This window comes from Sinomonas atrocyanea (assembly GCF_030812675.1).
GTDB lineage: Bacteria > Actinomycetota > Actinomycetes > Actinomycetales > Micrococcaceae > Sinomonas > Sinomonas atrocyanea_B.
In genome coordinates this window covers 1-25,088 of sequence record NZ_JAUSTE010000014.1, presented here as the reverse complement: position 1 = coordinate 25,088, position 25,088 = coordinate 1, and the positions used below count along the sequence as shown (strand labels likewise).

Below are 25,088 nucleotides of genomic sequence, written 5' to 3'. Positions count from 1 at the left end.
TCCACCCTAGCGGCGCGCGAGCCAGCCGAGCGCTGCCTGTGCCGCGCGGTAGCCGGACATGCCGTGGCTTCCCGGCCCGGGCGGGGTGGCCGCGGAGCACAGGTACACGCCGGGGACCCCGGTCGCGTAGGGGTTGGCGGCCAGGCGCGGGCGTGCGAGCAGCTGGAACCCCGAGGTGGCGCCGGTGCCGATGTCCCCGCCCACGTAGTTGGCGTTGTGGGCCTCGAGCGCCGCGGGCCCGCGCACGGCGGTGGCGCGGATCCTGGCTCTGAACCCGGGGGCGAACCGCTCGATCTGGGCGGTGAGCGCCTCCGTCGCGTCGCCCGGGTACGCCTGCGGGACATGGGCGTAGGCCCAGACGGGGTTGATGCCGTCCCGCGAACGCGAGGGATCGGCGAGGTACTGCTGCCCCACGAGCACGAACGGCCGGGCGGGCATCCGGCCCCGGGCCACCTCAGCCTCCGCCGCGGCGATCCCCTCGAGCGTGCCGCCGAGGTGCACGGTGCCGGCCCGGCGGCAGTGCTCCGCCTGCCACGGGACGTCCCCCTCGATGGCGAAGTCGACCTTGAAGGCCGCGGGCCCGTGGCGGTAGCGGGTGTAGGCCGAGGCCGTGCCGGCGGGGAGGCGCCGGGCGAGGAGCCGGGCCGCGGCCCCGGGGGCGAGGTCGAGGAGGACGAGGTCCGCCCCGTCGAGCTCGCCGGCCTCCGTGACGGGGGCCCCCGTCTCGAGGGTCCCACCGAGCTGCGAGAGCCGGGCGGCGAGCGCGGACGCGATGGCGCCGGAGCCGCCCTCGGCGACGGGCCATCCGACGGCGTGGGCGGATGCGGCGAGGACGAGCCCCACGGAGGTGGTCAGAGGCGCGTCCAGGGGCGCGAAGGCATGCGCGGCGATGCCGGCGAACAGGGCGCGGGCCTCCTCGCCGCTCCACCGGCGGGCCGTGAGCGTTGCCGGGAGGACGGCGTCGGCGCCGAATCGGGCGAGGGCGAGCGGATGCCGGGGCACATGGAGCAGCGGGCCGAGGAATTCGCCGACGATGGTGCCGAAGCCTCGGGCGGCGCGGCCCACGAGGGCGTCCCACGCGGGGCCGTCCGCGCCGAGCCCCTCCGTGGTGCGGCCCAGGTCCTGCCACAGGACTGCCTCGCGGCCGCCGTCGAGCGGGTGGGAGAGCTGGACCTCGGGCCACAGCCACCGCAGGCCGTGCTCCTCGAGCCCCAGCCCGGTGAGGAACGGCGACGCGGCGGCCAGGGGGTGGAAGGCCGAGCAGTCGTCGGCGACCACCCCGGGAAGGGTGGGCTGGGAGGAGCGGCATCCGCCGCCGATCTCGTCCTGGGCCTCGAGCACCCGCACCTGGACGCCGTGGGCGGCCAGGTGCACGGCTGCGGCGAGCCCGTTGGGCCCGCTGCCGACGACGATGGCTGTGCTCACCCTCCCATCCTGCCACCGGCACTGGCGGGGCGTGCTGCGGAGCGACATCATCCCAGCATGGGCGTGGATCGGTGGCGGGCGCGCGGTGCAGCGGCGGCTCGCCGGCTGCAGCGCCGGATCCCCCTCGCGCCATGGCTGCGGCACTACGAGCCGCGCTGGCTCCGCGACGACGTCGTGGCGGGAGCAGGGCTGTTCGCGCTCCTCATCCCGGCGGGCATGGCGTACGCGCAGGCCGCGGGGCTGCCGCCGGTCACCGGGCTCTACGCGACCGTCGTCCCGATGGCGGTGTACGCGCTCGTCGGCCCGAGCCGCGTCCTCGTGCTGGGGCCCGACTCGGCGCTGGCGCCCCTCATTGCGGCGTCCGTCCTGCCGCTCGCGGCCGGCAGCGCCGAGCGGGCGGTCGCACTCGCGGGCCTCCTCGCCCTGCTCATGGGCGCGCTCATGGTGGCCGGCTCCCTCCTGCGGCTGGGGGTGGTGACGCAGCTGCAGTCGCGGCCGATCCGGCTCGGGTACCTCAGCGGGCTCGCCCTCGTGGTCTTCGCCTCGCAGCTGGCCACGCTGACCGGGCTCCACGCCTCGGGCGCCACCCCGTGGGAGCAGCTCGTGGCCCTGGCCGGGGCGCTCCCCGCGGCCAATCCGGTCTCGGTGGCCGTGGGCGCAGGGTCGCTCGCCGTCATCGCCGCGGCCGGCCTGCTCGGATGGCGGCTCGCGGGGATGCTCGCGGCCGTGGTCGGCTCCGCGGCGGCCACGTGGCTGCTCGGCCTCGGCACCCGCACCGCGGTGGCCGGCGCCCTCCCCTCCGGGCTGCCGCCCCCGCCGTTCCGCGGCGTCGTCCTGGAAGACGCCCTGGCGCTGGTGGTCCCGGCGGCCGGGATCGCCCTCATGACGTTCGCTGACTCGGGCGTGCTGTCGAAGAGCCTCGCGTCGCGGTACGGCGGCGACGTCTCGGGCAACCGGGAGCTGGGCGCGATCGGGCTGGCGAACGCCGTGACCGGGCTCCTCGGCGGCCTGCCCGTCTCGGCCAGCGGGTCGCGGACGCCGGTGGCCCTGGCGGCGGGGGCCCGCAGCCAGCTCACGGGCGTCGTGGCAGCCGCCCTCGTCCTGGCGTTCATGCTCCTCGCCCCCGGCCTCACCTCCTACATTCCGACCGCGACGCTCGCGGCGGTGGTGATCGTGGCCGTGGTGGGCCTCGTGGACGCGCCCGAGATCGTCCGGCTCGCGCGGATGAGCCGGAGCGAGGCCGCGGTGATGCGGCCGCCTTCGTGGGCGTGACGACGCTCGGTGTGCTCCCGGGCATCCTCGTCGCGATCGGGCTTGCGCTGCTCGAGTTCGTCCGCCGCGCGTTCACCCCGTACCGCGCCGAGCTGGGCCATCTCGATGAGGTTCCCGGCTACCACGACCTCTCCCGGCACCCCGAGGGCACGCGGCTCCCCGGCCTCATCCTCGCGCGGTTCGACGCGCCGCTCTTCTTCGCCAACGGCTCGGTGCTCACGGACTTCCTCCGTTCGCTCGTCAAGGCCGCGGGGCGGCCCGTGACCCACGTGGTCCTCGCTGCCGAGCCGATCACGGGCATCGACACGACGGCGCTCGAGGAGCTCATCGAGCTGGACGAGTGGCTCGCCCAGCGCGGCATCCAGCTCGTGTTCGCCGAGCTGAAGGGCCCCATGAAGGACAGGCTCGTGCGGTTCGGCACCCGGGCGAGATTCGGCGTCGACCACTTCTACCCGACGGTGAGCGCCGCGGTGCGGACCCTCCGCGCCGACCGCGACGACCCGGACAGGCACGACGGCGTGCAGGAGCCTCCCCCGCCTGCCCCGCCCGCCGGCTGAGGCGGGCCGAGAGCACGGCCGCGGCGGTCGAGAGCACGGACGCGGCGGTCAGGACCCAGCTGACGGGCTGGCCGAAGGGCTCCTTCCCCTCGTTCAGGTGTGCAGCACGGGCGGGTGCAGATGGGCCCACGGACGGACGGCCTCGAGCTGCGCGGCCAGTGCCATGAGACGCGCGTCCTCCCCCGGGCGGCCGAGGAAGGCGACGGCGAGCGGGAGCCCGTCCCCGTCCAGGCCCGCGGGCACGCTCATCGCCGGGCCGCCGGTGATGTTCGCGTACTCGGCGTCGAACATGAGGAAGCCGCCGGCGGCCGCCTCCCCGCGCAGGGGCTCCTCGTCGGTGCCGGTGAGCGTCCCGAGCGGCACCGGCGGGCCGCCCATCGTGGGCGTGAGCCAGACGTCGACGTCGGCGAAGAACCCGGCGGCGCGGCGGGCGAAGCGCTGGAGCTCCTCCACCCCGGACAGGTATTCCCCGGCGCCGATGCGGGCGCCCCGATTGAAGAGGGCGCGCGTGGACGGCTCGATCTCCCCGTCCGCGGGCGGCCGGCCGGTCCGCCGGGTCCAGTACGCGCACACCCAGGCGGAGGCCGCTCCGTAGACCGCTCGGATCGCCCGGTGCCCGCTGCGGCCCAGCGGATCCGGCGCACCCTCGATGACCGTGTGGCCGAGCCGGGCGAGCAGCGCGACCGTGTCCTCCAGCGCATCGGCCCAGGCCGGATCGACGGGCTGCCCGGCGTTCGGCCGCGCGGTCGCGGCGACCCGCAGCGTCCCGGGCCCCGCCGCGAGCGCCTCGGAACAGCCGCCTGGGCGGCCGGCAGCGGCGTACGGGTCGCCGGGGGCGGGCCCGGCGACGGCGTCGAGGAGCGCGGCCGAGTCGCGCACCGAACGGGTGAGTGCGTGCTCCGCGGCGAGCCCGCCCACGATGTCGCCGTACTCGGGGCCCTCGGGCACGAGGCCACGGCTCGGCTTGAAGCCGAACACGCCGCACCAGGCCGCCGGGTACCGGATCGACCCGCCGAGGTCTCCGCCGTGGGCGAGCGGCACGATACCTGCAGCGACGGCGGCCGCGGATCCGCCGCTCGAGCCGGAGGTCGCCCGCGCTGGGTCCCAGGGGTTGCGGACCGGCCCGTGGAGCGCCGGCTCGCAGTGCGGGGCGAGGCCGAACTCGCAGGTGGCAGTCTTGCCCAAGGTCACGAGGCCGGCGCGGGCGTGCCGCAGGGCGAGCTCCTGGGTGTGGGCCGAGACGGTGCCCTCGGTCCAGCGCGGGCCCTCGCGGAAGGGCGTGCCCGCGATCTCGAGCGCAAGGTCCTTGACCAGGAACGGGACCCCGGCGAAGGGCGCGCCCCCAGCGGGCGGCGGGAGGCCGGCGTCATGCGCGGCCACCGGCGGCCGCGGGAGCGCCCCGCCCGGCCCGGCCTCCCACACGAGCGCGTTCAGCCCCGGGCCGAGCCGGCGGATGCGTTCACGGGCCTCGGCCTCGAGCTCAGCAGGGCTCGCCCGCCCTGACCGCACCAGGTCGGCCTGCGCGAGCCCGTCGCTCCAGCGCAGTTCCTCGTCCACAGGTCCCAGAGGACCACCGGGCCGACGGCGGCGCAAGGGCCGGTGCGGCCGCCGCGGATCGGACCGCCTAGCTGGCGCCGCGGCGCACGAACTCGGCCGTCTGCCGGGCGAGCGGGGCGACGACCTCCTCGGGGCTCCGCTTGGCGCCCCTGACGGCGAAGGAGTGGTCGCCGCCCTCCTGCCATGCGAGGGCGGCCGTGGGGAGCTTCGCGACGACCGCCTCGAGCAGGTCCGCCCCGGCGAGCGCGTCGCGGGTGCCGGAGAGGAACAGCATCGGCAGCGTGATCCCGTACAGGTGCTCGTCGCGCAGCTTCTCGGGCTTCCCGGCCGGGTGCAGGGGGTAGCCGAGGAACACGAGCCCGGCAGGGGCCATGGCGCCCTCGGCGACCGCGAGGGAGGCCATGCGGCCGCCGAACGACTTGCCCGCGGCCCACACCGGCTCCCCGGCGGAGCGGCGCCGCGCCTCCTCGAGGGCGGCCGCCCAGACGGGGATCGCCTTCGGGGCCCTGTCGGGCAGCTTCTTCCCCGCCTCCCTGTAGGCGAAGTTGAACCGCAGGGTCGCCAGCCCGAGCGCGTTGAGGGCGTCGGCGTACGCGACCATGAACGGGTGGTCCATCCCCGCACCGGCGCCGTGGGCCACCACGACGGTGGCGTCCGCCCCCTCCGGGCGGGCGTAGACACCGGAGACGTCGGAGAGGGGGGTCGGGATCGTGAGGCGCTCGCCATGTTCAGCCATGCGACTATCCTGCCGTTCATGGACCTCGACGTCAGGCCGATCCCCAAGCCCCAGCGCAAGCGGGCAGTGTTCGCGGCGTTCGCGAACCTCGCCGTGGACGAGTCGTTCATGCTCGTGACGAACCTCGACCCCGGGCCGCTGCGGGCGGAATTCGAGGACGACCAGTACGGCGCCTCCTCCTGGGAGTACCTCGAACGCGGGCCCGTGTGGCGGATCCGGGTCACGCGGACCGCCTCCACTCCCCTGCCGCGGGTGCTCGCCGACACCCGCTCCCTGGCGCAGGCGGACGACGTCGACGCCTCGGGTGCCGTCTTCCGGCTCACCATGGGCAACCGCGACCTCGACTCCAACGTGATCGCGCTGCCGCCGCACGGGAGCATCGGCGAGCATGTGGGTCCGGACCTCGATGTGCTCCTGCATGTGATCGCCGGGGACGGGACGCTCACGACCGAGGACGGCGACGTGGCGCTGGCGCCGGGGGCGCTCGTGTGGCTGCCGAAGCGGTCGCGCCGGCAGTTCGCCGCCGGCGCCGGCGGCCTGCGCTACCTCTCCGTGCACCAGCGCAAGCCGGGCCTCGGCCCCACCCGCCGGCCGTGGTGACGGCTGCGCGGCGGCCCCGCCGGGCGTGGTCAGCCTGAGAGGTTGCCGATCATGGCCTCGAGGGCGCGGAGGGTGCGCTCGTACTCGCCGTCCTCGAGGCCCCGGAGGGTCACCTCGCGCAGGCCGTTGACCGTGTCCCGCGCTCCGTGGAGCTCCATGCGGCCCAGATCAGTGAGCCGGTAGACCCCGCCCTTCTCCGCGACGAGGCCGCCGCCGAGCAGCGGCTCGAGGTGCCGCTCGCTCGTCTCCTCCGCCCCGTCGTCGAGCAGGGGGGCAATGGCCTCGTCGAGCTGGGCCACCGTGGCCTGGGTGTCCGCCAGGACGTTGAGCAGCTGCCATTGGCGCCGGCTGAGCCGGTGCCTCTCGAGCGCCTCGTCGAAGCGGGCCTCGAGCAGCCGGTCCAGGGTCCGCAGGAGGAAGCCGATGGGGCGCTGGGGCTCTTGCATGGCGTCACTCCCGTGCCGGGTGCGGGTCGGTCGAGACCACTATGCGCCGCCCGGAGGGGTGCGGCTAGGGACCTCAGTCCGTCCGCCGCGTCTGGGCCCGGACCTCCCGGCCAGCCGACTTGACGGTCTGGGCAAGGCTTGCGGCCGCGGCACCCTCCCCGTCAAGCACTGCGGAGGCGAGGTCCTCGACCAGGTCTATGTATTCGGTGAGCTGCACGCGTCCATCGTCGCGGCCCGACAGGTACCGGCAGCCGAGGCACGGGTGAACGGCCGGTGAAGGTCTCGTGGAGACCTGCGAAGAGGACCGCCTCGTGGGCGGCATAGCCACCGGATCACGCCCGAGGGAACTACGCCGCCACGCGGAGGCTTCCAGATGAGTCTCGGGGCCCTATCGCCACAGGTGATCCGGTCGTACCCTGCGCGTGTAGGGACCGCTGGTACCCCTGCCAAGGGTCCGCGCTCACGGCGCTTCGCCCGCTCGCGCCCCGGCAGCTGTGGCAGCGCAAGCAGCAACACTTGATCGGAGTGCAAGAGATGACCGCAACATCAGCGCACAGCGCGGCAACGACCCCGGTCGCTGTTGGACCAGCATTCGCCGATCCGGCTGCGCTTGGCCTAGGTGCCTTTGCCATGACAACCTTCGTCCTCAGCCTTGCCAACGCGAACGTCGTCCCGACGGCGGGCTCGGCTGTGCTCGGTCTGGCCCTCTTCTACGGCGGACTCGCGCAGGTCGCGGCCGGGCTCTGGGAATTCGCCAAGGGGAACACATTCGGCGCGACCGCGTTCTGCTCCTTCGGATTCTTCTGGGCGTCCTTCTGGTGGCTCGAGATAAACCCGGAGGTTGCCAGCAAGGCCGGGCCTGCCGGCGTCGGCGCCTACCTCCTCGGCTGGACGATCTTCACCGCCTATATGACAGTCGCCGCGATCAGGACCAATGGCGTGGTCCTCGCAGTCTTCGTCATGCTGACCCTGACGTTCCTTGCCCTCACCATCGGTGCCTTCTCGGGTTCCACCATCTTCGACCGCATCGGGGGCTGGCTCGGCATCATTACCGCGATCCTGGCGTGGTACGGTTCGTTCGCGACCGTCGTCAACGCGACCTGGAAGCGATCACTGCTTCCGGTCTGGGCAGCACGGTAGGCAGCAGGATGGCCACCGCCCCAGATGGGCCGCGTCCCTCTCCCTTGGAGAACCTGACAACCGAGGAGCGCGTCTTCCCTCCGTCGCCCGAGTTCGCCTCAGCCGCCAACCTGCACAAGGACGCCTATGCCGAGGCCGAGCGCGATCCGCTCGCATTCTGGGCCCAGCAGGCCGAGCGGCTCACGTGGTCGAAGAAATGGGAGACAGTCCTCGACTGGTCGAATCCCCCGTTTGCCAAATGGTTCGTCGGAGGGCGCCTGAACGTTGCGTACAACTGCCTCGACCGGCATCTGGAGGCGGGCCTCGGGGACCGTGTGGCGTTCTACTTCGAGGGCGAGCCGGGCGACACCCGCACCATCACCTACGCGGAGCTCACCGCAGCGGTGTGCCAGGCGGCCAACACCCTGGCGGGCCTCGGGGTTAGGGCCGGTGACCGGGTAGCCATCTACATGCCGATGATCCCGGAAACCGTCGTGGCCATGCTCGCGTGTGCACGGCTCGGGGCTCCGCATACGGTCGTCTTCGGCGGATTCTCTTCCGAAGCGCTGCAGGCCCGCATCTTGGACTGTGACGCGCACGTCGTCATCACGGCCGACGGCGGGTACCGCAGGGGCAACGCCTCGGCGCTCAAGCCTGCGGTCGACGAGGCGCTCGTGGACTGCCCGGACGTGCACAGTGTGCTCGTGGTGCGGCGCACGGGTCAGGACGTGGGGTGGGTGGAGGGACGCGACCACTGGTGGCATGAGACGGTCGAACAGGCCGACATCCACCACGATCCGGAGGCCTTCGACGCCGAGCATCCGCTCTATGTCATGTACACCTCTGGCACGACCGGGAAGCCCAAGGGCATCCTCCACACCTCTGGCGGCTATCTGGTCGGCTGTTCCTATACCCACTGGGGCGTCTTCGATCTCAAGGCCGACACCGACGTCTTCTGGACGGCCGCGGACATCGGCTGGGTGACGGGGCACAGCTACATCGTCTATGGGCCGCTCAGCAACGCTGCGACGTCCGTGCTCTACGAGGGGACCCCCGACGCCCCGCACCGGGGCCGGTGGTGGGAGATCATCGACAAGTACAAGGTCTCGATCCTCTACTGCGCGCCCACGGCCATCCGCACCTTCATGAAGTGGGGCGAGGACATCCCCGGACGCTTCGACTTGGGCTCGCTCAGGGTGCTCGGTACCGTCGGGGAGCCGATCAACCCCGAGGCATACGTCTGGTATCGCGAGAACATCGGCCACAGTCGAGTGCCGGTAGTCGACACCTGGTGGCAGACCGAAACCGGCATGCAGATGATCAGCCCCCTTCCGGGTGTCACGGCGGCGAAGCCGGGCGCCGCCATGCGCGCACTGCCCGGGGTCTCTGCCGATGTCGTGGATGACGAGGGCCGCCCCGTCCCGAAGGGGTCCGGAGGCTATCTTGTGCTGACCGAGCCGTGGCCGGCCATGCTGCGGACGATCTGGGGAGATGACAGGCGGTACGTCGAGACCTACTGGTCGCGGTTCCCTGGGCTGTACTTCGCCGGCGACGGGGCCAAGCGCGACGAGGACGGCGACATCTGGCTGCTCGGACGCGTGGACGACGTCATGAATGTCTCCGGGCACCGCCTCTCGACAACAGAGATCGAGTCGGCCCTCGTGGCGCATCCGAAGGTAGCCGAGGCCGCGGTCGTGGGGGCCTCGGATGAGGTGGGCGGCCAGGGGATCGTGGCGTTTGTCATCCTCCGCGCAGACGCGGGCGACGGCGGACCCGGCGTCGTGCAGGAACTGCGCGAGCACGTCGAGCACGAGATCGGCAAGATCGCGAGGCCGAGACAGATCATGATCGTCCCTGAGCTGCCCAAGACGCGGTCAGGAAAGATCATGCGCCGGCTCCTGCGCGACGTCGCAGAGCAGCGCCCGATCGGCGACGTCACGACCCTTGCGGACTCGACCGTCATGGAAACCATCAAGGCCAACCTCGCTGCGAGAGCTGAGGGGCAGGGCTAGGCAGCGGGGCGGATGCTCTCCTCGGCAAACGTGTGAGGCCGCCCATCGGGCGGCCTCACAGCTCGGATGCACTGATGATGCGAGCAACTCTGTGGAGGTAAGGGGATTCGAACCCCTGACCTTCTGCATGCCATGCAGACGCGCTACCAACTGCGCCATACCCCCGTGGAGCTGAGGGGACTCGAACCCCTGACCCCCTGCATGCCATGCAGGTGCGCTACCAGCTGCGCCACAGCCCCGGAAGTCGGTTCCGGACGCGTGATCACGGGCCTTCAGAGCCCTTCACCCCGTCCGGAGCAACTCAATTATCTTAGAGCCTCGCGGCCCGTCCGCACAAATCAGCGGCGGCCGCCGCGCGGCGTCGTGGGTCAGCCCTCTTCGACGGTGACCGGCACGGGCAGCGTGCCGGCGTTGTGCTCGCCCAGCCGCCACCGGAGCGTCCCGTCATGGTGCGGCCGGCGCTCCTCGAGGATGGACCACGAGCAGTTCGAGAGCCCGGCCAGCGCGCCCCAGAGGTCGTGCGGGAGGCCGAGCAGGTGGGCGAGGCCCACGCGGATGGCGCCGCCGTGGCTCACGACGACGAGGGTCCCGTCCGCGGGCACGCCGGCGAGGGCGCGGTCCACCGCACGGTGGACCCGGGCCGCGACGTCGAGGCGTGTCTCGGCCCCTCCTGCGGCGGTGTTGACGTCGCCGTCCTCCCAGCGGTGGAGCGCCTCGGGATCCATGCTCCGGATCGCGTCGAACGTATGCCCCTGCCAGACGCCGGCGTTGGTCTCCCGCAGCCCGCTGTCCACCTGCACGGTGAGGCCCGTGACTGTGGCGAGGGCCTCGGCGGTCGCCCGCGTTCGGTCCAGGTCGGAGGCAACGATGGCGGACGGGGAGAGCGATGCGAGCCGGCGCGCGGCCCGCTCGGCCTGCCGGAGTCCCTCCTCGTTCAACGGGATGTCGGTCTGCCCCTGGAACCGGCCGGCGGCGTTCCAGTCGGTGCGCCCGTGGCGCCAGAACACGATGCGCCGCAGCGCCCCGCGCGCGGCGTCGGGGTGCACCGCCCTCAGCCCGCGGCGGAGGCCGAGGCCCCCGCGTCATCGAGGCCGAGGTCCACCACCGGGCAGTCCTTCCACAGGCGCTCGAGCGCGTAGAAGGCACGGTCCTCGCTGTGCATGACGTGGACCACGACGTCGCCGAAGTCGAGGAGGACCCAGCGGCCCTCGGACCGGCCCTCGCGGCGCACGGGGCGCCGATCGAGCTGGACGATCAGCTCGTCCTCGATGTTGTCCACGACCGCGTTGACCTGGCGCTCGGTCTCCGCCGAGGCGATGACGAAGATGTCGGTGATCGCGATGCGTTCGCTCACGTCCACCGCCACGATGTTCTCGGCCAGCTTGTCGGCTGCGGCCCTCGCGGCCGTACGGGCCAGCTCGACGGCCGTCTCTGTTGCGCTCACTCTTCTCCTTGGAGGCTTGCTGCTGCCGGGGGCTACTTGCCGCCCAGCACGATCATGATGATGGCGACGATGAGGGCGAGGATGCCGATGGCGCCGATGGCGAGGAGCACGAGGCGCTCCCGCTGGGCACGGCTCACGCCCGCATGCGCGGAATCGAGGGGGTCCAGCCCGTGGGCACTGCGCGCCGAGACGGGCGCGCCCTCGGACATCTCCCCGCGGGGCTGGGCGCGGCGGAGGTCCACGGGGCGCGAGCCGGTCGGCGCGCCCGCCGCCCGGGCCTGGCGCGCGTTCTTGCCGGTCACCACGGGCACGTGGGTGGTGGTGGGCGGCTTCATGACGGGGTGCGGGACCCCCGGCACCCGGACGAACTCGAGCGGGGTCACCATTGCGAGGTTGTCGGTCGCCGCGGGGGCGGGCGCCTTCCGGGCCGGGGCCGCCGCTTCCTTCCGCGATTCCTCCGCCAGCCGCTGCTTGGCCTGCGCCCGCCGGTTCAGCACGGCGGCGCGCTCGGCCATGGCCACCTGCTCGGCGAGGAGGGCCGGGTCGACTTCGGTGCCGGCCCTGCCGCGCTGGGCCTCCAGCATGGCCGCCTGGTTCTTGGCCTGCTCCTTGAGCAGTTCGCGCGCCGCGGCGATCTGCTCGTGGCTGAGCCTGCGGAACGACCCGGTCTCCGGGCCGAGCGCCGGGGTCACGGTCAGTCCCTGCGGCACGATGCCCTGCATCGCCGTGGGAGGGGCAGGGTCGACTCCCGGGATGGGCGCTGTCCCGGGCGCACCGGGACTGTGCGGCGGGGGGACCACCGGCAGGGACTGGGCCGAAGGGGCCGGGGCGCCGCTGGCCGCGCCCTGCGGCTGGCCGGGCGCCTCGGGCACGCCGGCGACCGGCGGGATCTTGCCGGTCTCCCGCTCGCGGATGGAGCGCCGGGTCGGGAAGGATTCCCGGGAGCTCTGGGCGGCCTGCTCCTTCTCCGCGAGCTCGCGGAGGACCCGCTGGGCGGCGCGGTCGCGGGCGCGGGCCTGGGAGCTGCGCTCGGGCGACCCGGGCTCAGCGGCGCGGGTTCGGGGGGCGGGGCGTCCGGTGGCGGACGACGGCGCATCCCCGCCGCGCGCTGCCGCTGCGGCCGCGCCGTGGGCAGCCGCGAGGGCCTCGGAGCGGGCACGGGCGGCTGCGGCAGCCGCCTCGGCCTGCCCGCGCGCCTCAGCCTCGGCCTGTTCCGGCGTCAGCTGCTCCTGCGGAGCCGAGGCGAGTGCAGCCTGCTGGGCCAGGCGACGCTCGCGCCGGCTCGTGATCGGCCTATCCTCGTTGCTCATGCCTGCTCATCGCACAGCGGCCGCTGTGCTCCCTGCCTCTCCGTTCTCGTCCTGCGCGTGGCCGTCGCCGTCGTCCGACGGCTGGCCCTTCCCACGGTAGAGGCCGTACTTGGCGATGTACTGCACCACGCCGTCGGGCACCAGATACCAGACCGGCTCGGCCACCGCCACGCGGGCGCGGCAGTCCGTCGAGGAGATCGCCATCGCGGGCACCTCGAGCAGGCTGACATCGGTGCGGCCGAGGTCGTGCAGTTCATGCCCGGGCCGGGTCACTCCCACGAAGTGGGCGAGGCTCCACAGCTCGTCGACGTCCTTCCACCCCACGATCTGCGCCATGGCGTCGGCGCCGGTGATGAAGTACAGGTCGGCCTCGGGCCGCAGCCGCCGCAGGTCGCGCAGCGTGTCCTTGGTGTACGTCGGACCTGGGCGGTCGATGTCCACGCGGCTCACGGTGAACCGCGGATTCGATGCGGTCGCGATCACCGTCATGAGATACCGGTGCTCGGCGGCGCTGACCGTGCTCTTCGACTTCTGCCATGGCTCCCCCGTCGGCACGAACACGACCTCGTCGAGGCCGAACTTCGACGCCACCTCGCTGGCGGCGACGAGGTGGCCGTGGTGGATCGGGTCGAAGGTCCCGCCCATGACTCCGAGGCGATGGCGGCGCGCGCTCCCGGACTGCTCTGCTGGGGCCAAGGCGAGAGGGTTCAGTGGCCCTGGCCGCGGTCGTGCTTGTTCGGGTGCTGGCGGTGCGGGTCCGCGTGCTCGTCGACAGGCTCGTGGCGGCGGCCGAGGTTGGTGTAGGAGACCGTGACGAACATCAGCACGGCGAAGATCACGAACATCGTCACGCCGATCACGAACGGCGGTGCGATGAGCGGAGCGGGCTCCTCGTGGCCGGCGGCCTCCGCGCTCACGTTGACTGCGGTGCTGATCAGCGTTGCCAGCATGGTCTCCCCTTCAGGTCGTAACTCTCAGATGCAGGATCTGGACTGGGTTTCATCCTACCCCGGCGGATCAGGCCCGGACCTGCCCCTCGCCCTGCACGATCCACTTGGTGGTGGTCAGCTCCGCCAGGCCCATCGGGCCGCGGGCATGCAGCTTCTGGGTGGAGATCCCCACCTCGGCGCCGAGGCCGAGCTCGCCGCCGTCCGTGAACCGGGTCGAGGCGTTGACCATGACCGCGGCCGAGTCGACCTCGGCGATGAACCGCTCGGCGTTGGCGAGGTCGTTGGTGATGATCGCCTCGGTGTGGCCGGTGCTCCAGCGGCGGATGTGTGCGATGGCCTCGTCGAGTCCGTCCACGGTTGCCACCGCGAGCTCGAGGTCCATGTACTCGGTGGCCCAGTCGCGGTCGGTGGCCTCGTCGGCGGCCACGTCCGCGGGCAGGGCCGCGAGGGTGCGGCCGTCGACGTGGAGGCGCACGCCCCGCTCCGCCAGGGCCCGCGCAACGGCCGGCAGGACCGTGGAGTCCTTGTGGACGAGGACGGTCTCGACCGTGTTGCACACGCTCGGGCGCTGGGTCTTGGCGTTGACGAGGATCTCGACCGCCATGCGCTCGTCGGCGCTGGCGTCGACGAACACGTGGACGTTGCCCTCGCCGGTCTCGATGACGGGCACGGTCGAGTTGAGCACCACGTTCTGGATCAGCTCGCGCCCGCCGCGCGGGATCAGCACGTCCACCCGGCCGCGGGCCTTCATCAGGGCGTTCCCGCCCTCGCGCCCGTAGGCGTCCACGCTCTGCACGGCGTCGTCGGGAAGGCCCACGGCGGCCAGGGCGTCCCGGATGATGCCCAGCAGGGCAGCGTTGGTGCGGCCGGCGGCGCTGCCGCCGCGCAGGATCACGGCGTTGCCGCTCTTGAGGGCCAGCCCGGCGATGTCCACCGTCACGTTGGGGCGCGCCTCGTAGATCGCGGCGACCACGCCCATCGGCACGTTGACCTGGCGGACACGGACGCCGTTGGGCAGGGTCTGGCCGCGGACCACGGTGCCCACGGGGTCCGGGAGCCCCGCGAGGGTCTCGAGGGCGTCGACGAGCCCATCGATACGGGCGGGCGTGAGGGCGAGCCGGTCGAGCAGCGCCGCAGACGTGCCGTTGGCGCGCCCCGCCTCGAGGTCCTCGCGGTTGGCAGCGAGGACCGCCTCCTCGTGCTCCTTGAGCGCGGCGCCGACGGCGCGCAGCGCGCGGTCCTTCCAGGCCCGGTTGGCGCGGGCCAGGACCCGCGAGGCTGCCCGTGCACGGTCGCCGATCGCGTGGACGGCCGTCTCGACATCCGCCGGCGCGACCACGGCCTGTCCGGGCGCCGGCGTGGCCGGCCCGGTGGCAGCGGTGGTCTCGTCGGGGACGGAGGCAGGCGCGGTCGCGCGCGCGGTGTCGGTCATGGCACCAGTCTACCGAGGGGGGCCGCCGCGGGCCCGGCCCGGCGTCACACGAGCACGAGGTCGTCGACGTGGACGACGACGCGCTCGTACTCGGGCCCGAGCTCGCGCCCGAGGTCCTTGGTCGAGCGGCCCAGCATGGCGGGAAGCTCGTCAGCGGAGAAGTTGACCAGCCCCCGGGCGAGGACGTGGCCGGCCTGGTCCGCGATCTCGACCGGGTCGCCGGCCTCGAACTCCCCCGAGACGGCCGTGATGCCGGCGGGCAGCAGCGAGCGGTGACGCTGCCCCACGGCGCGGACGGCGCCGTCGTCGAGCGTCAGGGTGCCCCGGACGGCGGCGAGGTGCTCGAGCCAGAGCAGGCGCACCGGCTTGCGCCGGCCGCTCACGCTGAACCACGTGCCGACGTCCTCTCCGGCGAGGGCCCGCCCCGCGGCGGCAGTGGACGTCACGAGGGCCGGGATCCCCGAGCTTGCCGCGATGGTCGCGGCCTCGACCTTGGTGGCCATGCCGCCGGTGCCGAGCCCGGCCTTGCCGGCGCTCCCGATCCGCACCCCGTCCAGGTCCGCGGTGTCGCGCACGTGCTCGATCCGCACGCCGCCCTCGGCCGGCGGCCCGGTGTACACGGAGTCGACGTCGGAGAGCAGCACGAGCGCGTCGGCGTGCACAAGGTGGGCCACGAGGGCGGCGAGCCGGTCATTGTCGCCGAAGCGGATCTCGTGGGTGGCCACGGTGTCGTTCTCGTTGACCACCGGGACCACGCCGAGGTGCAGGAGCTTCTCGAGGGCCCGGTGCGCGTTCTTGTACTGGGTGCGGCGCACGAGGTCGTCTGCGGTGAGGAGCACCTGGCTGACCGTCACGCCGTGCGCCGTGAACGCCTGGGTGTAGCGCGCCATGAGGAGGCCCTGCCCCACGCTCGCCGCCGCCTGCTGGGTGGCGAGGTCCTTGGGCCGGCGCGCCAGCCCGAGCGGGGCCAGGCCGGCGGCAATGGCGCCCGAGGAGACCAGGACGATCTCAGTGCCCTCGTTGGCTCGCTCCGCGAGGGTATCCACGAGGGCCTTGAGGGCCTTCTCGGAGATGCCGCCGCGGAGCGTCGTGAGGGACGAGGAGCCGACCTTGACCACGATCCTGCGGGCCTCGGGCAGCCATTCGCGCCCGCGCGCGGTGGCCTCAGAGGTCGTCGTCGTCATCAACCCACTCCCCCTCGGCGGCCTCCTCGGCCGCGACGGCGTCCTTCTCCGGTGACCGCCGGCGCGAGGACTCGGTCCAGATGCCCGCGCGCCGCTCGGCCTCGAGCTCCTCGCGCGCCGCGGCCCGCGCGGCCTTGCGGTCCTCGTAGTCCTCGCGCTTCTGGGCGCGGGTGGGGCGCTCCCAGTCGGCGAGGCGCAGGTCGGTGCCGCGGGGTCCGGTGAGGACCTCGGCCCCGGTCATCATGGTCGGCTCCCAGTCGAAGACCACCGCGTTGTCCTCGCCGATCACCACGGTGTCCCCGGGCTTCGCGCCCACCTTGAAGAGCTGGTCCTCGACCCCGAGGCGGTTGAGCCGGTCAGCGAGGTACCCGATGGCCTCCTCGTTGGTGAAGTCGGTCTGCTTGACCCACTTCTCCGGCTTCTCCCCCAGCACCCGGAACAGCGGCTCGAGGTTGCGCTCCTCGCGCCGGATCGTGAATCCGGCCTCGTTCACGGCGCGCGGACGCAGGACGGTGGGGGCGACCTTCGGCGGGGCGGCCTGCACGGCGTCGCGGGCGGCCTGGACGATCTCGGCCATCGCGAAGCCGAGGGGCTTGAGGCCTGCGTGGCTCGTCGCCGACACCTCGAAGACCCGGTAGCCGCGGCGCTCGAGCTCCGGACGGACCATCTCGGCCATGTCCTTGCCGTCGGGAAGGTCGGTCTTGTTCAGGGCCACCAGCTTGGGACGGGCGTTGAGCGGCTGCGCCTGCCCGTCGACTCCCGCGTAGCTCATGTCCACGGCGTACTTCTCGAGCTCCTGCTCGATCACGTCGAGGTCATCGATCGGGTTGCGGTCCGCCTCGAGGGTCCCGCAGTCGAGGACGTGGACGATCGCCGCGCAGCGTTCGACGTGCCGGAGGAAGTCGTGGCCGAGGCCGCGGCCCTCGCTCGCGCCTTCGATGAGCCCCGGGACGTCGGCGATCGTGAAGCGCACGTCGCCGGCCTGGACCACGCCGAGATTGGGCACGAGGGTCGTGAAGGGGTAGTCGGCGACCTTCGGGCGCGCGGCCGACATGGCGGCGATGAGGCTCGACTTGCCCGCCGAGGGATACCCGACGAGGGCGATGTCCGCGATGGACTTGAGCTCGAGGACGATGTCCCGCTCGTCCCCCGGGATGCCGAGGAGCGCGAACCCGGGCGCCTTCCGCTTGGCGGAGGAGAGCGCGGCGTTGCCGAGGCCGCCCTGGCCGCCGGCGGCGGCCACATACTCCGTGCCCTCGCCGACGAGGTCCGCGAGGACCTTGCCGTCGCGCGACTTGACCACGGTGCCGTCCGGCACGGGCAGCACGAGGGTGTCGCCGGTGTGCCCGGCGCGCCAGTCGCCCATGCCGGGGCCGCCGTTCTGGGCGTGCCGGTGCGGCGAGTGGTGGTAGTCGAGCAGCGTCGTCGTCTGGTGCGAGACGCGCAGCACGACGTCGCCGCCGTTGCCGCCGTTGCCCCCGTCGGGGCCGCCGAGCGGCTTGAACTTCTCCCGTTTGACCGAGATGCAGCCGTGGCCGCCGTTCCCGCCCGAGACGTGCAGGACTACGCGGTCCACGAAGCTCGCCACTTCATTCTCCTTAGGTCTTCGGGCCTGTCACCCGATTCTAGTGCTGGGTCCTCCAGCGAGTGGGCCGTGGCTCCCGCCCCGCGCAAGGGGGCGGAGACACAGCAAAGGGTGGAGCGGACCACTGGCCCACTCCACCCTGTGTCAACGGACCGCGCCCCGGGGGCGCAGCCGCTGGTGCCTGTCTTCTGCTACGCAGCGACGACGATGTCCACGATCCGGCGGCCGCCACGGGTGCCGAACTGGACCGCGCCCGCGGTCAGAGCGAAGAGGGTGTCATCCTTGCCGCGCCCCACACCGTTGCCGGGGTGGAAGTGCGTGCCGCGCTGGCGGACGATGATCTCGCCGGCGTTGACGGCCTGGCCGCCGAAGCGCTTGACGCCGAGGCGCTGCGCGTTCGAGTCGCGGCCGTTGCGGGTGGAGCTTGCGCCCTTCTTGTGTGCCATGAGCTGTGCCTCCCTGAGGAAATCTAGAGTCTGGGTGAACCCGGAGGTTCAGGCGTTGATGCCGGTGATCTTGACCTTGGTCAGCTCCTGGCGGTGGCCCTGGCGCTTCTTGTAACCGGTCTTGTTCTTGTACTTCTGGATGATGATCTTCGGGCCGCGGAGGTCTTCGAGGACCTCGGCCGTGACCGTCACCTTGGCCAGCTCGGCAGCGGCGGAGGTCACCTTCTCGCCGTCGACCAGCAGGAGGGCGGGCAGCTCGATGGTGCTGCCGGCCTCACCGGCCACGCGGTTGAGGGTGACGAGGTCTCCGACGGACACCTTCTCCTGACGGCCGCCGGCGCGGACAATCGCGTACACCACTGGGGAACTCACTTCTCTCGACTGATATTTCCAAAAGCTCTTTGCGCGCGGCGCCCGGCGTCCGTGCACAGCACGGCGCGTCGAGCGCCCAAGTGTGCTTCTGCCGTGAGTCCGCGAGGGGAATCCCTGGGAGTGAATACCCAAGTGACGGCGCAAGCACCGAGGATCAAGAATACGCTAGTCCTCTGTCCGGCCGCAAATGAGGCCTATCCGGCCACTGCATGCCGGAAAAGCACGCCCGCCCAGTGTATCCCACCGGGTGGGCATGCCCGGTCAGGCGAACCTGCGCGGCGCGTCGAAGAACTCGCGCTCGTAGACGGCGGACGCCGTGAAGGCCTCGCGCATAGCCGCACGCTCGCCCGCCGAGGCGCGCCGGCCCGCGGCGTCCGTGTAGGCGATAGCCCGGCGCGTGGCCGCCGCGAAGGCCTCGTCCGCGTAGGTGCCGATCCACGCCCCATACGGGTGCCCGTCCTGGTCGGGCCGGGCGGCATGCCGGGCGTGCAGCGCTGCGCCGACCTCGGCGTAGATCCAGTAGCACGGCAGCGCTGCCGCGGCGAGCACGGCGTAGCTGCCGAAGGCGGAGGCCGCGAGGAGGTGGTCCACGTAGGCCTTCGTCACCGGGCCGGGGACGGCACCGCCGGCGCCGGTGCCCTCCGCCCCCGCGCCGCCGGCGTCGTGCGCCGCGACCGGGTGGCGGGAGAGCCAGGTGCGGTGCAGCTCGGCCTCGACCGCGAGGCAGACCCGGGCGCCCTCCGCCCAGAAGGCCTGCTCCTCCTCGCTCGGGGCGAGGGCACTCGCCCGGGCCAGCACGCGGGAGTACCCGTTAAGGTACAGGGCATCCTGGGTCAGGTAGTAGGCGAAGTGGCCCTGGGGCAGGGTCCCGTCGTCGAGCTGGGCGATGAACGGCAGCGCGTCGATCTCGGCCCGGACCTTGGCGGTGTCGCGCCAGAGGCCGTCCGTGAACTCGCCCTCGGCCAGGGGGACGGAGGCGGCCACGTGGTGGAAGTGGTGCACCGGGCCGTGGCCGCCGCCGACCTCGAGCTCGCCGGAGGCCGCCAGCGCGCCGCGCAGCCACTCCTTCACCACCGCCAAGGAGCGTGCCCAGTCCCCGGTGCGGGCCTGGACCGTGGCGAGCGCGGAGGAGAGCGAGCAGCCGGTGCCGTGCGTGTTGCGGGTGGCCACGCGCTCGCCCTCGATCTGGACGACGACCGGGTCGGCGCCGCGGCGGGCGTCGACGATCGCGTCGGGACAGGCGGCGCCCTCGAGGTGGCCGCCCTTGACGAGGACTGCTCCCCCGGTCCGCTCGGAGAGCCTGCGGCCCTGGTCGAGCGCCTCCTCCCAGCCCGTCGCCGTGTCCTCCCCCAGCAGCGCCCCCAGCTCGGGGAGATTGGGCGTGACGAGGTGGGCGTGGGCGAGCAGGCCGCGCAGCGCCTCCTCGGCGTCCGCGGCGAGGAGCCGGTCGCCGCTCGTGGCCACCATCACCGGGTCGAGCACGACGACGGCCGGCTGCGTGCGCCCGAGCCAGGCGGCCACCGTGCGGATGACCGAGGCGTCGGAGAGCATGCCGATCTTCACCGCGTCGACGCGGATGTCGCTGCCCACGGCCTCGAGCTGGGCGGCGAGGAAGTCCGCGGGCGGGGTGTGCACCGCGGTGACGCCGCGGGTGTTCTGGGCGGTCAGCGCCGTGATGGCGCACATGCCGTAGCCGCCCATCGCCGCAATGCTCTTCAGGTCGGCCTGGATGCCGGCTCCGCCCGACGGGTCGGAGCCGGCGATGCTCAGGACACGGGGAACGGCGCCCACGCCTGCTACAGCTCCGACGCCGGGACGCCGACGCCCAGGATCATGGGACCGCCCTCGTCCTTCGGAGTGTCCGGCGTGGCCTTGCCGGCCTGGGCGGGTGCCGTGGGCGCTGCCGCGGAGCGGGTCTGGCCCCCGACGGCGCCGGCCGTCTCCTCGACGCGCGTCACCTCCGCCGAGCCCTGGCCACTGCGGGCACCGCGGCTGCGGCGCTTGCGGCCCGGACGCGGCTCGGCCTCGTCGGGCACATGCCGCTCCCCCGTCAGCTGGTCGAACGCCTGGCTGAGCGCGTCCAGGCTCAGCGCGGGCGCGGGCGCCGGGGCCTCATGCGGCAGGTCGCCGTGCGGGATCTCGATCCGCTCCCCGCCGATGGTGAGCACGGGCCGGCCGTCCTCGCCCTCCGAGGTGGCGCGGACGGGCGGTGCACCGTGGGTCGCCTCGGCCCGGGCCGCGGGGGCCGACGAGGCCAGGGCTCGCACCGGCTCCGGGGCGTGGCCCGTTCCGGTGTGCTCCGCGCCGGTGCCCGCGGCACCGTGGCCGGCGGACGCGGCGGCGGGAGCTTGCTGGACGGGTGCCTGCTCCGCGGGGACGTGCTCGCCGCCGTCGGGGTGCTCGGCGTGGGCCGGCTGGTCGCCGTCGTGCACGTGGGCCGCATGGGCCGCGGCCGCCACGGCGGCCAGTGCGGCCCGGGTGGCCTGGGCGCGGGCCTGGCGCTCTGCGTCGTCGACCGGCGGGGCGGCCGGGGCCGGAGCGGGCGCCGGTGCCGCCTGGGCCTCGGGCTGCTGCCCGGTGCCGCGGCGGCGGCGCTTGCGCCCGCTGCCGGAGGCCGGGGCCTCGGTCCGGGGTGCGGCCTGGTGCTCGGGGGCGGGGGCGGCCGGGCGGCTGCCCCGCTCGACGGGCTCCTCGTGCGTGATGACGCCCCGGCCGCCGCAGACCTCGCAGTTCTCGCTGAAGACCTCGAGCAGGCCGGTGCCCATGCGCTTGCGGGTCATCTGGACGAGCCCGAGCGAGGTGACCTCGGCGACCTGGTGCTTGGTGCGGTCGCGACCGAGGCATTCGACCAGCCGGCGCAGGACGAGGTCCCGGTTGGACTCGAGCACCATGTCGATGAAGTCGATCACGATGATCCCGCCGATGTCCCGCAGGCGCAGCTGGCGGACGATCTCCTCCGCGGCCTCGAGGTTGTTCTTGGTGACGGTCTCCTCGAGGTTGCCGCCCGAGCCGGTGAATTTGCCGGTGTTGACGTCGACCACCGTCATCGCCTCGGTGCGGTCGATCACGAGGGAGCCGCCGGAGGGCAGGAAGACCTTGCGGTCGAGCGCCTTGTGGATCTGCTCGTCGATACGCCAGTGGGCGAAGACGTCCTCGTCGGACTCGTACTTCTCGAGCCGGCCGAGGAGGTCGGGCGCGACGTAGGTGACGTAGGCCTCGATGGTGTCCCACGCCTCCTCGCCGCTCACGATGAGCTTGGAGAAGTCCTCGTTGAAGACGTCGCGGACCACCTTGATGGTCAGGTCGGGCTCGCCGTACAGGAGCTCCGGCGCGAGCACCTTCGTCGAGGACGCCTGCTCCTGGATCGACTCCCACTGGGCCCGGAGGCGGTTGATGTCGTGGGTGAGCTCTTCCTCGCTCGCACCCTCGGCCGCGGTCCGCACGATCACTCCGGCGTCCTCGGGGAGGCGGTCCTTGAGGATCTTCTTCAACCGGGCGCGCTCGACGTCGGGCAGCTTGCGGGAGATGCCCGTCATCGATCCGCCGGGCACGTACACGAGGTAGCGGCCGGGCAGGGAGATCTGGCTCGTGAGGCGGGCGCCCTTGTGGCCCACCGGGTCCTTGGTCACCTGGACCAGGACGGAGTCGCCGGACTTGAGCGCGTTCTCGATGCGACGCGGGGCCCCGTCGAGGCCGGCCGCGTCCCAGTTGACCTCGCCCGCGTAGAGCACGGCGTTGCGGCCGCGGCCGATGTCCACGAAGGCCGCCTCCATGGACGGCAGCACATTCTGGACCCGGCCGAGGTAGACGTTGCCGATGAGCGAGTCCTGCTGCGTCTTGGAGACGAAGTGCTCGGCCAGCACGCCGTCCTCGAGCACCGCGATCTGGATGCGGTCGTCCTTCTGCCGGACCACCATCTGGCGGTCCACGGACTCGCGGCGCGCCAGGAACTCGGCCTCGGTGATGACGTGGCGGCGGCGCCCCGACTCGCGGGACTCGCGGCGGCGCTGCTTCTTCGCCTCGAGGCGGGTGGATCCCCGCACGCTCTGGACCCGCGTGCTCGGGGCTTCCGACGGCGTGCGGGGCGCCCGCACCCGGGTCACCGTTCCGGGCGGGTCGTCGTCGAGACCGCCCTCGAGCTCGAGGTCGGCGTCGCCGCGGCGGCGGCGCCGGCGGCGGCGGGAGGTGATCTCCTCGGACTCCTCGCCCGGCTCGCCGTCCTCGGTGTCCTGCTCGTCGCTGGACTCGGTGCCGCGCGTGCGGCCGCGGCGTCCGCGTCCTCGGCGGCGCCGGCGGCCGGACAGCTCCGACTCCTCGTCCTCGTCGTGCTCCTCCTCGTGGTCCTCCACGGGCTCGGCAGCGGCGACGGGCCGCAGCACCGTGCTCAGGTCGGGGGCCTGGAAGATCATCGACGTCGGAGAGATGGGCTCCCTGAAGAGAGTCGCCAAGCCGCTCTCCGCAGACTCCTCAGCCTCACCGTCGGCGGTTTCGGGCGCGGGGGCCTCCTGGCGCAGGGCGGCAGCCGCGGCGCCGTCCGCCGCAGGGGCGGCGTGGGGCACGGCGTCCCGCCGGGCCGCCTCGCTGGCGACCCGCTCCTTGGCGACCGGCGCTTCGGCGGACGCCTCTTCGGCCGGGCGGGGCTCGTCGGCGACGGCGGCCTGCACGCCCTGGGCGGGGGCCTCGTCGGCTGCGCCCGATCGGGCAGCCGACCGGCGGCGGGCGCGGACCGAGCTCTTGGCCCGCGAACCGGCGGCCGGAGCAGCGGCGGGGGCCGCTTCCGGCTCTTCAGTGTGGTCGTCGCCGGCGGCGCGCTCGGGACGACGGGTCTCCTCCTTGACGGCCGCGGCGCGGGCCGAGGTCCGGCGGCGTCGCGATGTCGGGGCCTTCTGGCCGGTGGGCTCGGCGCCGTCGGCGTCCTTCGCCTCGGCGATGGGCCCGGCGTCCTTCCCTGCGGCGTCGGCCTGCGCGGCGTCGGCCTGCTCGGGTGCCGCGTCCTCGCGGGGCGCAGTGTCCGCGGGGGCGCCCTGCTGCTCGGCAGGAGACTGCTCGGCAGCACCCTGCTCGGTGGGAGCGTCCTTGGGTGCCGCGGCGGCGCGCCGGCTGCGGGTCGCCCGCTTCGGCTTGGCCGGCAGTTCGGCCGCCTCAGTGCCCTGGGCCTCCGGCGCGTCGGCCGTTGTGGCGCCCGCCTCCGCAGTCTCCTGGGCAGTTTCCTGGACGGCCGGCGAAGCGGCCGGGCTCGAGGCGCTGCGCCGCCGGGTGGTGCGCCGGGGCTTCTGCTCGGCCACCGTTGCGTCGTCCGGGGCCGCGGCGCCGGGCTGCTGTTCCATATCCATCTGTGCGTACTCCAAAGCCGCCCCGTCCGTCCCCACATACGGCGGCCGCGGCGGCGCCACGAGTCGGCACCCGCAGGCGCCGACGAAGTCAGTCCCGTGCCCCCGCGGGAGTCCCGCGTGGGCCGGCGCCGCGTTGGAACCCGCCAGCGGTCGAGGCCGGGCAGGTGCCGCTCTGGCCCGCGCATCCCGGTCGGGATCGGTAGATCCGGACGGGAACGGGGCGGCGGTCTTGTCGCTGAGCACCGGACCGGGCACTGCATGTGGATCAGCGTCCGGCCAATGGCATTGTCTCACACGCCGGCCCGGCATGATCGGGAAGGGCGCGCCTGTGCACCGCCGCGCCGTGCCCGCCGCGCCCCGCCAGTCGCCTGCCTGCTGGAGACACGGCTCCAGTGATCGCCCAGACGGGCCGCCTAGAATCGGAGCATCCCGCAGGAAGGACTTCCATGACTCCCCAGAGCGGCCCGAGCCGGGCCACGACCGCGTCCGGGCCCGATCAGGCCGGGACGGGCGCGACCGCCGCCGTCCCCGACAGCGGCGCGCATGCCATGACCCGCACGGTCCCGTTCGCGTGGCTCCTGCTGGTCGGGAGCGTGGTCGGCTGGCTGGCCTCGGGCGAGCTGGTCCTCGAGAAGATCGAGAAGCTCATCAATCCGAGCCACACCACGATCTGCGACGTGAACCCGTGGATCTCCTGCGGCGAGGTCATGAGCACCTGGCAGAGCTCGCTCTTCGGCTTCCCGAACATGTTCATCGGGATCGTGGCCTTCGCCGTCACGATCACCGTGGCCATGGCGCTCCTGGCCGGGGCCCGGTTCAGCCGGTGGTTCTGGGTGGGCCTGCAGGTCGGCGTCACGCTCGGGTTCGTCTTCGTCGTCTGGCTCTGGAGCCAAGCCCTCTACGCGATCGGGATCCTGTGCCCGCTGTGCATGGTCGTGTGGGCCATGATGATCCCGATCTTCGTCTGGACCACGGCCCGCAATCTGGCCCACGGCGTCATCCCCGCACCGGCACGGCTCGCCAAGGGCTTCGCCGACTGGGGCTGGGTGACGGTCGCGGTGCTCTACATCGCGGTGATCGCGACGATCTTCTTCCGCTTCCTGAACCTGTTCGTCCCGTCCACCATGTAGCCCCGCCCCTCTCCGTTCCGGGTACGCATCTCGTCGCCTTTTCGGCGTTCCGGGTACGACGACGGCCCGGGGGGGGCGCGGGGGGGGCGGGCGCGCCCCGGGGGAGGAGAGGGTTGGGCACGAAGGGGGGGCCGGGCGCGGGGGCCCCCCCCCCGGGGCGCCGGCGGAGTGGTGAAAC

General features: G+C 73.2%; 23 protein-coding genes and 2 tRNA genes. 6 read left to right on the top strand and 19 right to left on the bottom strand.

Features of this window, described 5'->3' with window-relative positions:
• Nucleotides 1-6: 6 nt before the first annotated feature.
• Nucleotides 7-1,425: a phytoene desaturase family protein gene (locus J2W20_RS16690; protein WP_307007994.1), complete on the bottom strand. Its 1,419-nt coding sequence runs from the start codon at nt 1,423-1,425 to the stop codon at nt 7-9.
• Between the two features lie 57 nt (nt 1,426-1,482).
• Between J2W20_RS16690 and J2W20_RS16685 the strand changes: the two genes are divergently transcribed.
• Both J2W20_RS16685 and J2W20_RS16680 read left to right on the top strand, forming a co-directional pair.
• The gene (locus J2W20_RS16685) at nt 1,483-2,697 is read left to right on the top strand and encodes a SulP family inorganic anion transporter (protein WP_307007993.1); all 1,215 of its coding nucleotides are present in this window, start codon (nt 1,483-1,485) and stop codon (nt 2,695-2,697) included.
• Nucleotides 2,694-3,254 (top strand): STAS domain-containing protein, encoded by a 561-nt coding sequence (locus J2W20_RS16680; RefSeq protein ID WP_307007991.1) that lies wholly within the window; start codon nt 2,694-2,696, stop codon nt 3,252-3,254. Before J2W20_RS16685 ends, J2W20_RS16680 begins: the two co-directional genes overlap by 4 nt.
• A 93-nt stretch (nt 3,255-3,347) precedes the next feature.
• Here J2W20_RS16680 and J2W20_RS16675 read toward each other — a convergent pair whose 3' ends face one another.
• A complete protein-coding gene (locus J2W20_RS16675; RefSeq protein ID WP_307007990.1) occupies nt 3,348-4,811 on the bottom strand; it encodes an amidase in 1,464 nt (487 codons plus the stop codon).
• Nucleotides 4,812-4,878: 67 nt separating this feature from the next.
• Nucleotides 4,879-5,547, bottom strand: coding sequence for an alpha/beta hydrolase family protein (locus tag J2W20_RS16670; RefSeq protein ID WP_307007987.1), 669 nt, complete (start codon nt 5,545-5,547; stop codon nt 4,879-4,881).
• 18 nt (nt 5,548-5,565) lie between these two features.
• On the opposite strand from J2W20_RS16670, the gene J2W20_RS16665 reads away from it, so the two are divergent.
• Nucleotides 5,566-6,147 (top strand): DUF2249 domain-containing protein, encoded by a 582-nt coding sequence (locus J2W20_RS16665; protein ID WP_307007986.1) that lies wholly within the window; start codon nt 5,566-5,568, stop codon nt 6,145-6,147.
• A 29-nt stretch (nt 6,148-6,176) separates the two neighbouring features.
• Here the strand turns inward: J2W20_RS16665 and J2W20_RS16660 are convergent, their stop codons facing one another.
• Both J2W20_RS16660 and J2W20_RS16655 read right to left on the bottom strand, forming a co-directional pair.
• A complete protein-coding gene (locus J2W20_RS16660; RefSeq protein WP_307007985.1) occupies nt 6,177-6,593 on the bottom strand; it encodes a MarR family transcriptional regulator in 417 nt (138 codons plus the stop codon).
• A gap of 73 nt (nt 6,594-6,666) precedes the next feature.
• A complete protein-coding gene (locus J2W20_RS16655; RefSeq protein WP_307007983.1) occupies nt 6,667-6,810 on the bottom strand; it encodes a hypothetical protein in 144 nt (47 codons plus the stop codon).
• 317 nt (nt 6,811-7,127) lie between these two features.
• On the opposite strand from J2W20_RS16655, the gene J2W20_RS16650 reads away from it, so the two are divergent.
• Both J2W20_RS16650 and acs read left to right on the top strand, forming a co-directional pair.
• Nucleotides 7,128-7,733, top strand: coding sequence for an acetate uptake transporter (locus tag J2W20_RS16650; protein WP_307008088.1), 606 nt, complete (start codon nt 7,128-7,130; stop codon nt 7,731-7,733).
• Nucleotides 7,734-7,741: 8 nt separating this feature from the next.
• Nucleotides 7,742-9,724 (top strand): acetate--CoA ligase, encoded by a 1,983-nt coding sequence (gene acs, locus J2W20_RS16645; protein ID WP_307007981.1) that lies wholly within the window; start codon nt 7,742-7,744, stop codon nt 9,722-9,724.
• A 92-nt stretch (nt 9,725-9,816) separates the two neighbouring features.
• Here acs and J2W20_RS16640 read toward each other — a convergent pair.
• The 14 genes from J2W20_RS16640 to J2W20_RS16575 all read right to left on the bottom strand — a co-directional run bounded on the left by J2W20_RS16640 (nt 9,817) and on the right by J2W20_RS16575 (nt 23,774).
• A tRNA-Ala gene (locus J2W20_RS16640) sits at nt 9,817-9,889 on the bottom strand.
• Nucleotide 9,890: 1 nt separating this feature from the next.
• Nucleotides 9,891-9,963 (bottom strand) — tRNA-Ala (locus J2W20_RS16635).
• A gap of 129 nt (nt 9,964-10,092) precedes the next feature.
• On the bottom strand, nt 10,093-10,770 hold the full coding sequence (locus J2W20_RS16630; RefSeq protein WP_307007980.1) for a histidine phosphatase family protein: 678 nt from the start codon (nt 10,768-10,770) through the stop codon (nt 10,093-10,095).
• A 5-nt stretch (nt 10,771-10,775) separates the two neighbouring features.
• Nucleotides 10,776-11,168 carry a ribosome silencing factor gene (rsfS, locus tag J2W20_RS16625; RefSeq protein ID WP_307007979.1) on the bottom strand — a complete coding sequence of 131 codons (393 nt, stop codon included), beginning with the start codon at nt 11,166-11,168 and terminating at the stop codon, nt 10,776-10,778.
• A 32-nt stretch (nt 11,169-11,200) separates the two neighbouring features.
• Nucleotides 11,201-12,478: a hypothetical protein gene (locus tag J2W20_RS16620; RefSeq protein ID WP_307007978.1), complete on the bottom strand. Its 1,278-nt coding sequence runs from the start codon at nt 12,476-12,478 to the stop codon at nt 11,201-11,203.
• 6 nt (nt 12,479-12,484) lie between these two features.
• On the bottom strand, nt 12,485-13,174 hold the full coding sequence (gene nadD, locus J2W20_RS16615) for a nicotinate-nucleotide adenylyltransferase (protein ID WP_307007977.1): 690 nt from the start codon (nt 13,172-13,174) through the stop codon (nt 12,485-12,487).
• A gap of 11 nt (nt 13,175-13,185) precedes the next feature.
• On the bottom strand, nt 13,186-13,428 hold the full coding sequence (locus J2W20_RS16610; protein WP_307007976.1) for a hypothetical protein: 243 nt from the start codon (nt 13,426-13,428) through the stop codon (nt 13,186-13,188).
• Nucleotides 13,429-13,495: 67 nt separating this feature from the next.
• Nucleotides 13,496-14,860, bottom strand: a complete 1,365-nt coding sequence (locus J2W20_RS16605) for a glutamate-5-semialdehyde dehydrogenase (RefSeq protein WP_307007975.1) — start codon at nt 14,858-14,860, stop codon at nt 13,496-13,498.
• A gap of 44 nt (nt 14,861-14,904) precedes the next feature.
• The gene (gene proB, locus J2W20_RS16600) at nt 14,905-16,044 is read right to left on the bottom strand and encodes a glutamate 5-kinase (protein ID WP_307007974.1); all 1,140 of its coding nucleotides are present in this window, start codon (nt 16,042-16,044) and stop codon (nt 14,905-14,907) included.
• Nucleotides 16,025-17,632: a GTPase ObgE gene (obgE, locus tag J2W20_RS16595; RefSeq protein ID WP_307007973.1), complete on the bottom strand. Its 1,608-nt coding sequence runs from the start codon at nt 17,630-17,632 to the stop codon at nt 16,025-16,027. Before obgE ends, proB begins: the two co-directional genes overlap by 20 nt.
• 188 nt (nt 17,633-17,820) lie before the next feature.
• Nucleotides 17,821-18,075, bottom strand: a complete 255-nt coding sequence (gene rpmA, locus J2W20_RS16590; protein WP_307007971.1) for a 50S ribosomal protein L27 — start codon at nt 18,073-18,075, stop codon at nt 17,821-17,823.
• A gap of 48 nt (nt 18,076-18,123) precedes the next feature.
• Nucleotides 18,124-18,435: a 50S ribosomal protein L21 gene (gene rplU / locus J2W20_RS16585; RefSeq protein ID WP_307008087.1), complete on the bottom strand. Its 312-nt coding sequence runs from the start codon at nt 18,433-18,435 to the stop codon at nt 18,124-18,126.
• Between the two features lie 273 nt (nt 18,436-18,708).
• On the bottom strand, nt 18,709-20,238 hold the full coding sequence (locus tag J2W20_RS16580) for a bifunctional hydroxymethylpyrimidine kinase/phosphomethylpyrimidine kinase (RefSeq protein ID WP_307007970.1): 1,530 nt from the start codon (nt 20,236-20,238) through the stop codon (nt 18,709-18,711).
• Between the two features lie 5 nt (nt 20,239-20,243).
• Nucleotides 20,244-23,774 carry an Rne/Rng family ribonuclease gene (locus J2W20_RS16575; protein ID WP_307007969.1) on the bottom strand — a complete coding sequence of 1,177 codons (3,531 nt, stop codon included), beginning with the start codon at nt 23,772-23,774 and terminating at the stop codon, nt 20,244-20,246.
• A gap of 452 nt (nt 23,775-24,226) precedes the next feature.
• Between J2W20_RS16575 and J2W20_RS16570 the strand changes: the two genes are divergently transcribed.
• On the top strand, nt 24,227-24,910 hold the full coding sequence (locus J2W20_RS16570) for a vitamin K epoxide reductase family protein (protein WP_307007968.1): 684 nt from the start codon (nt 24,227-24,229) through the stop codon (nt 24,908-24,910).
• The last annotated feature ends 178 nt before the right edge of the window (nt 24,911-25,088 follow it).

Coding starts and splice junctions, on each gene's coding strand:
- acs (WP_307007981.1), top strand. CDS start 7,742: ATGGCCACCGCCCCAGATGGGCCGCGTCCCTCTCCCTTGGAGAACCTG.
- J2W20_RS16620 (WP_307007978.1), bottom strand. CDS start 12,478: ATGAGCAACGAGGATAGGCCGATCACGAGCCGGCGCGAGCGTCGCCTG.
- J2W20_RS16610 (WP_307007976.1), bottom strand. CDS start 13,428: ATGCTGGCAACGCTGATCAGCACCGCAGTCAACGTGAGCGCGGAGGCC.
- J2W20_RS16605 (WP_307007975.1), bottom strand. CDS start 14,860: ATGACCGACACCGCGCGCGCGACCGCGCCTGCCTCCGTCCCCGACGAG.
- J2W20_RS16570 (WP_307007968.1), top strand. CDS start 24,227: ATGACTCCCCAGAGCGGCCCGAGCCGGGCCACGACCGCGTCCGGGCCC.
- J2W20_RS16665 (WP_307007986.1), top strand. CDS start 5,566: ATGGACCTCGACGTCAGGCCGATCCCCAAGCCCCAGCGCAAGCGGGCA.
- J2W20_RS16575 (WP_307007969.1), bottom strand. CDS start 23,774: ATGGAACAGCAGCCCGGCGCCGCGGCCCCGGACGACGCAACGGTGGCC.
- J2W20_RS16650 (WP_307008088.1), top strand. CDS start 7,128: ATGACCGCAACATCAGCGCACAGCGCGGCAACGACCCCGGTCGCTGTT.
- proB (WP_307007974.1), bottom strand. CDS start 16,044: ATGACGACGACGACCTCTGAGGCCACCGCGCGCGGGCGCGAATGGCTG.
- J2W20_RS16670 (WP_307007987.1), bottom strand. CDS start 5,547: ATGGCTGAACATGGCGAGCGCCTCACGATCCCGACCCCCCTCTCCGAC.
- J2W20_RS16660 (WP_307007985.1), bottom strand. CDS start 6,593: ATGCAAGAGCCCCAGCGCCCCATCGGCTTCCTCCTGCGGACCCTGGAC.
- rpmA (WP_307007971.1), bottom strand. CDS start 18,075: ATGGCACACAAGAAGGGCGCAAGCTCCACCCGCAACGGCCGCGACTCG.
- J2W20_RS16685 (WP_307007993.1), top strand. CDS start 1,483: ATGGGCGTGGATCGGTGGCGGGCGCGCGGTGCAGCGGCGGCTCGCCGG.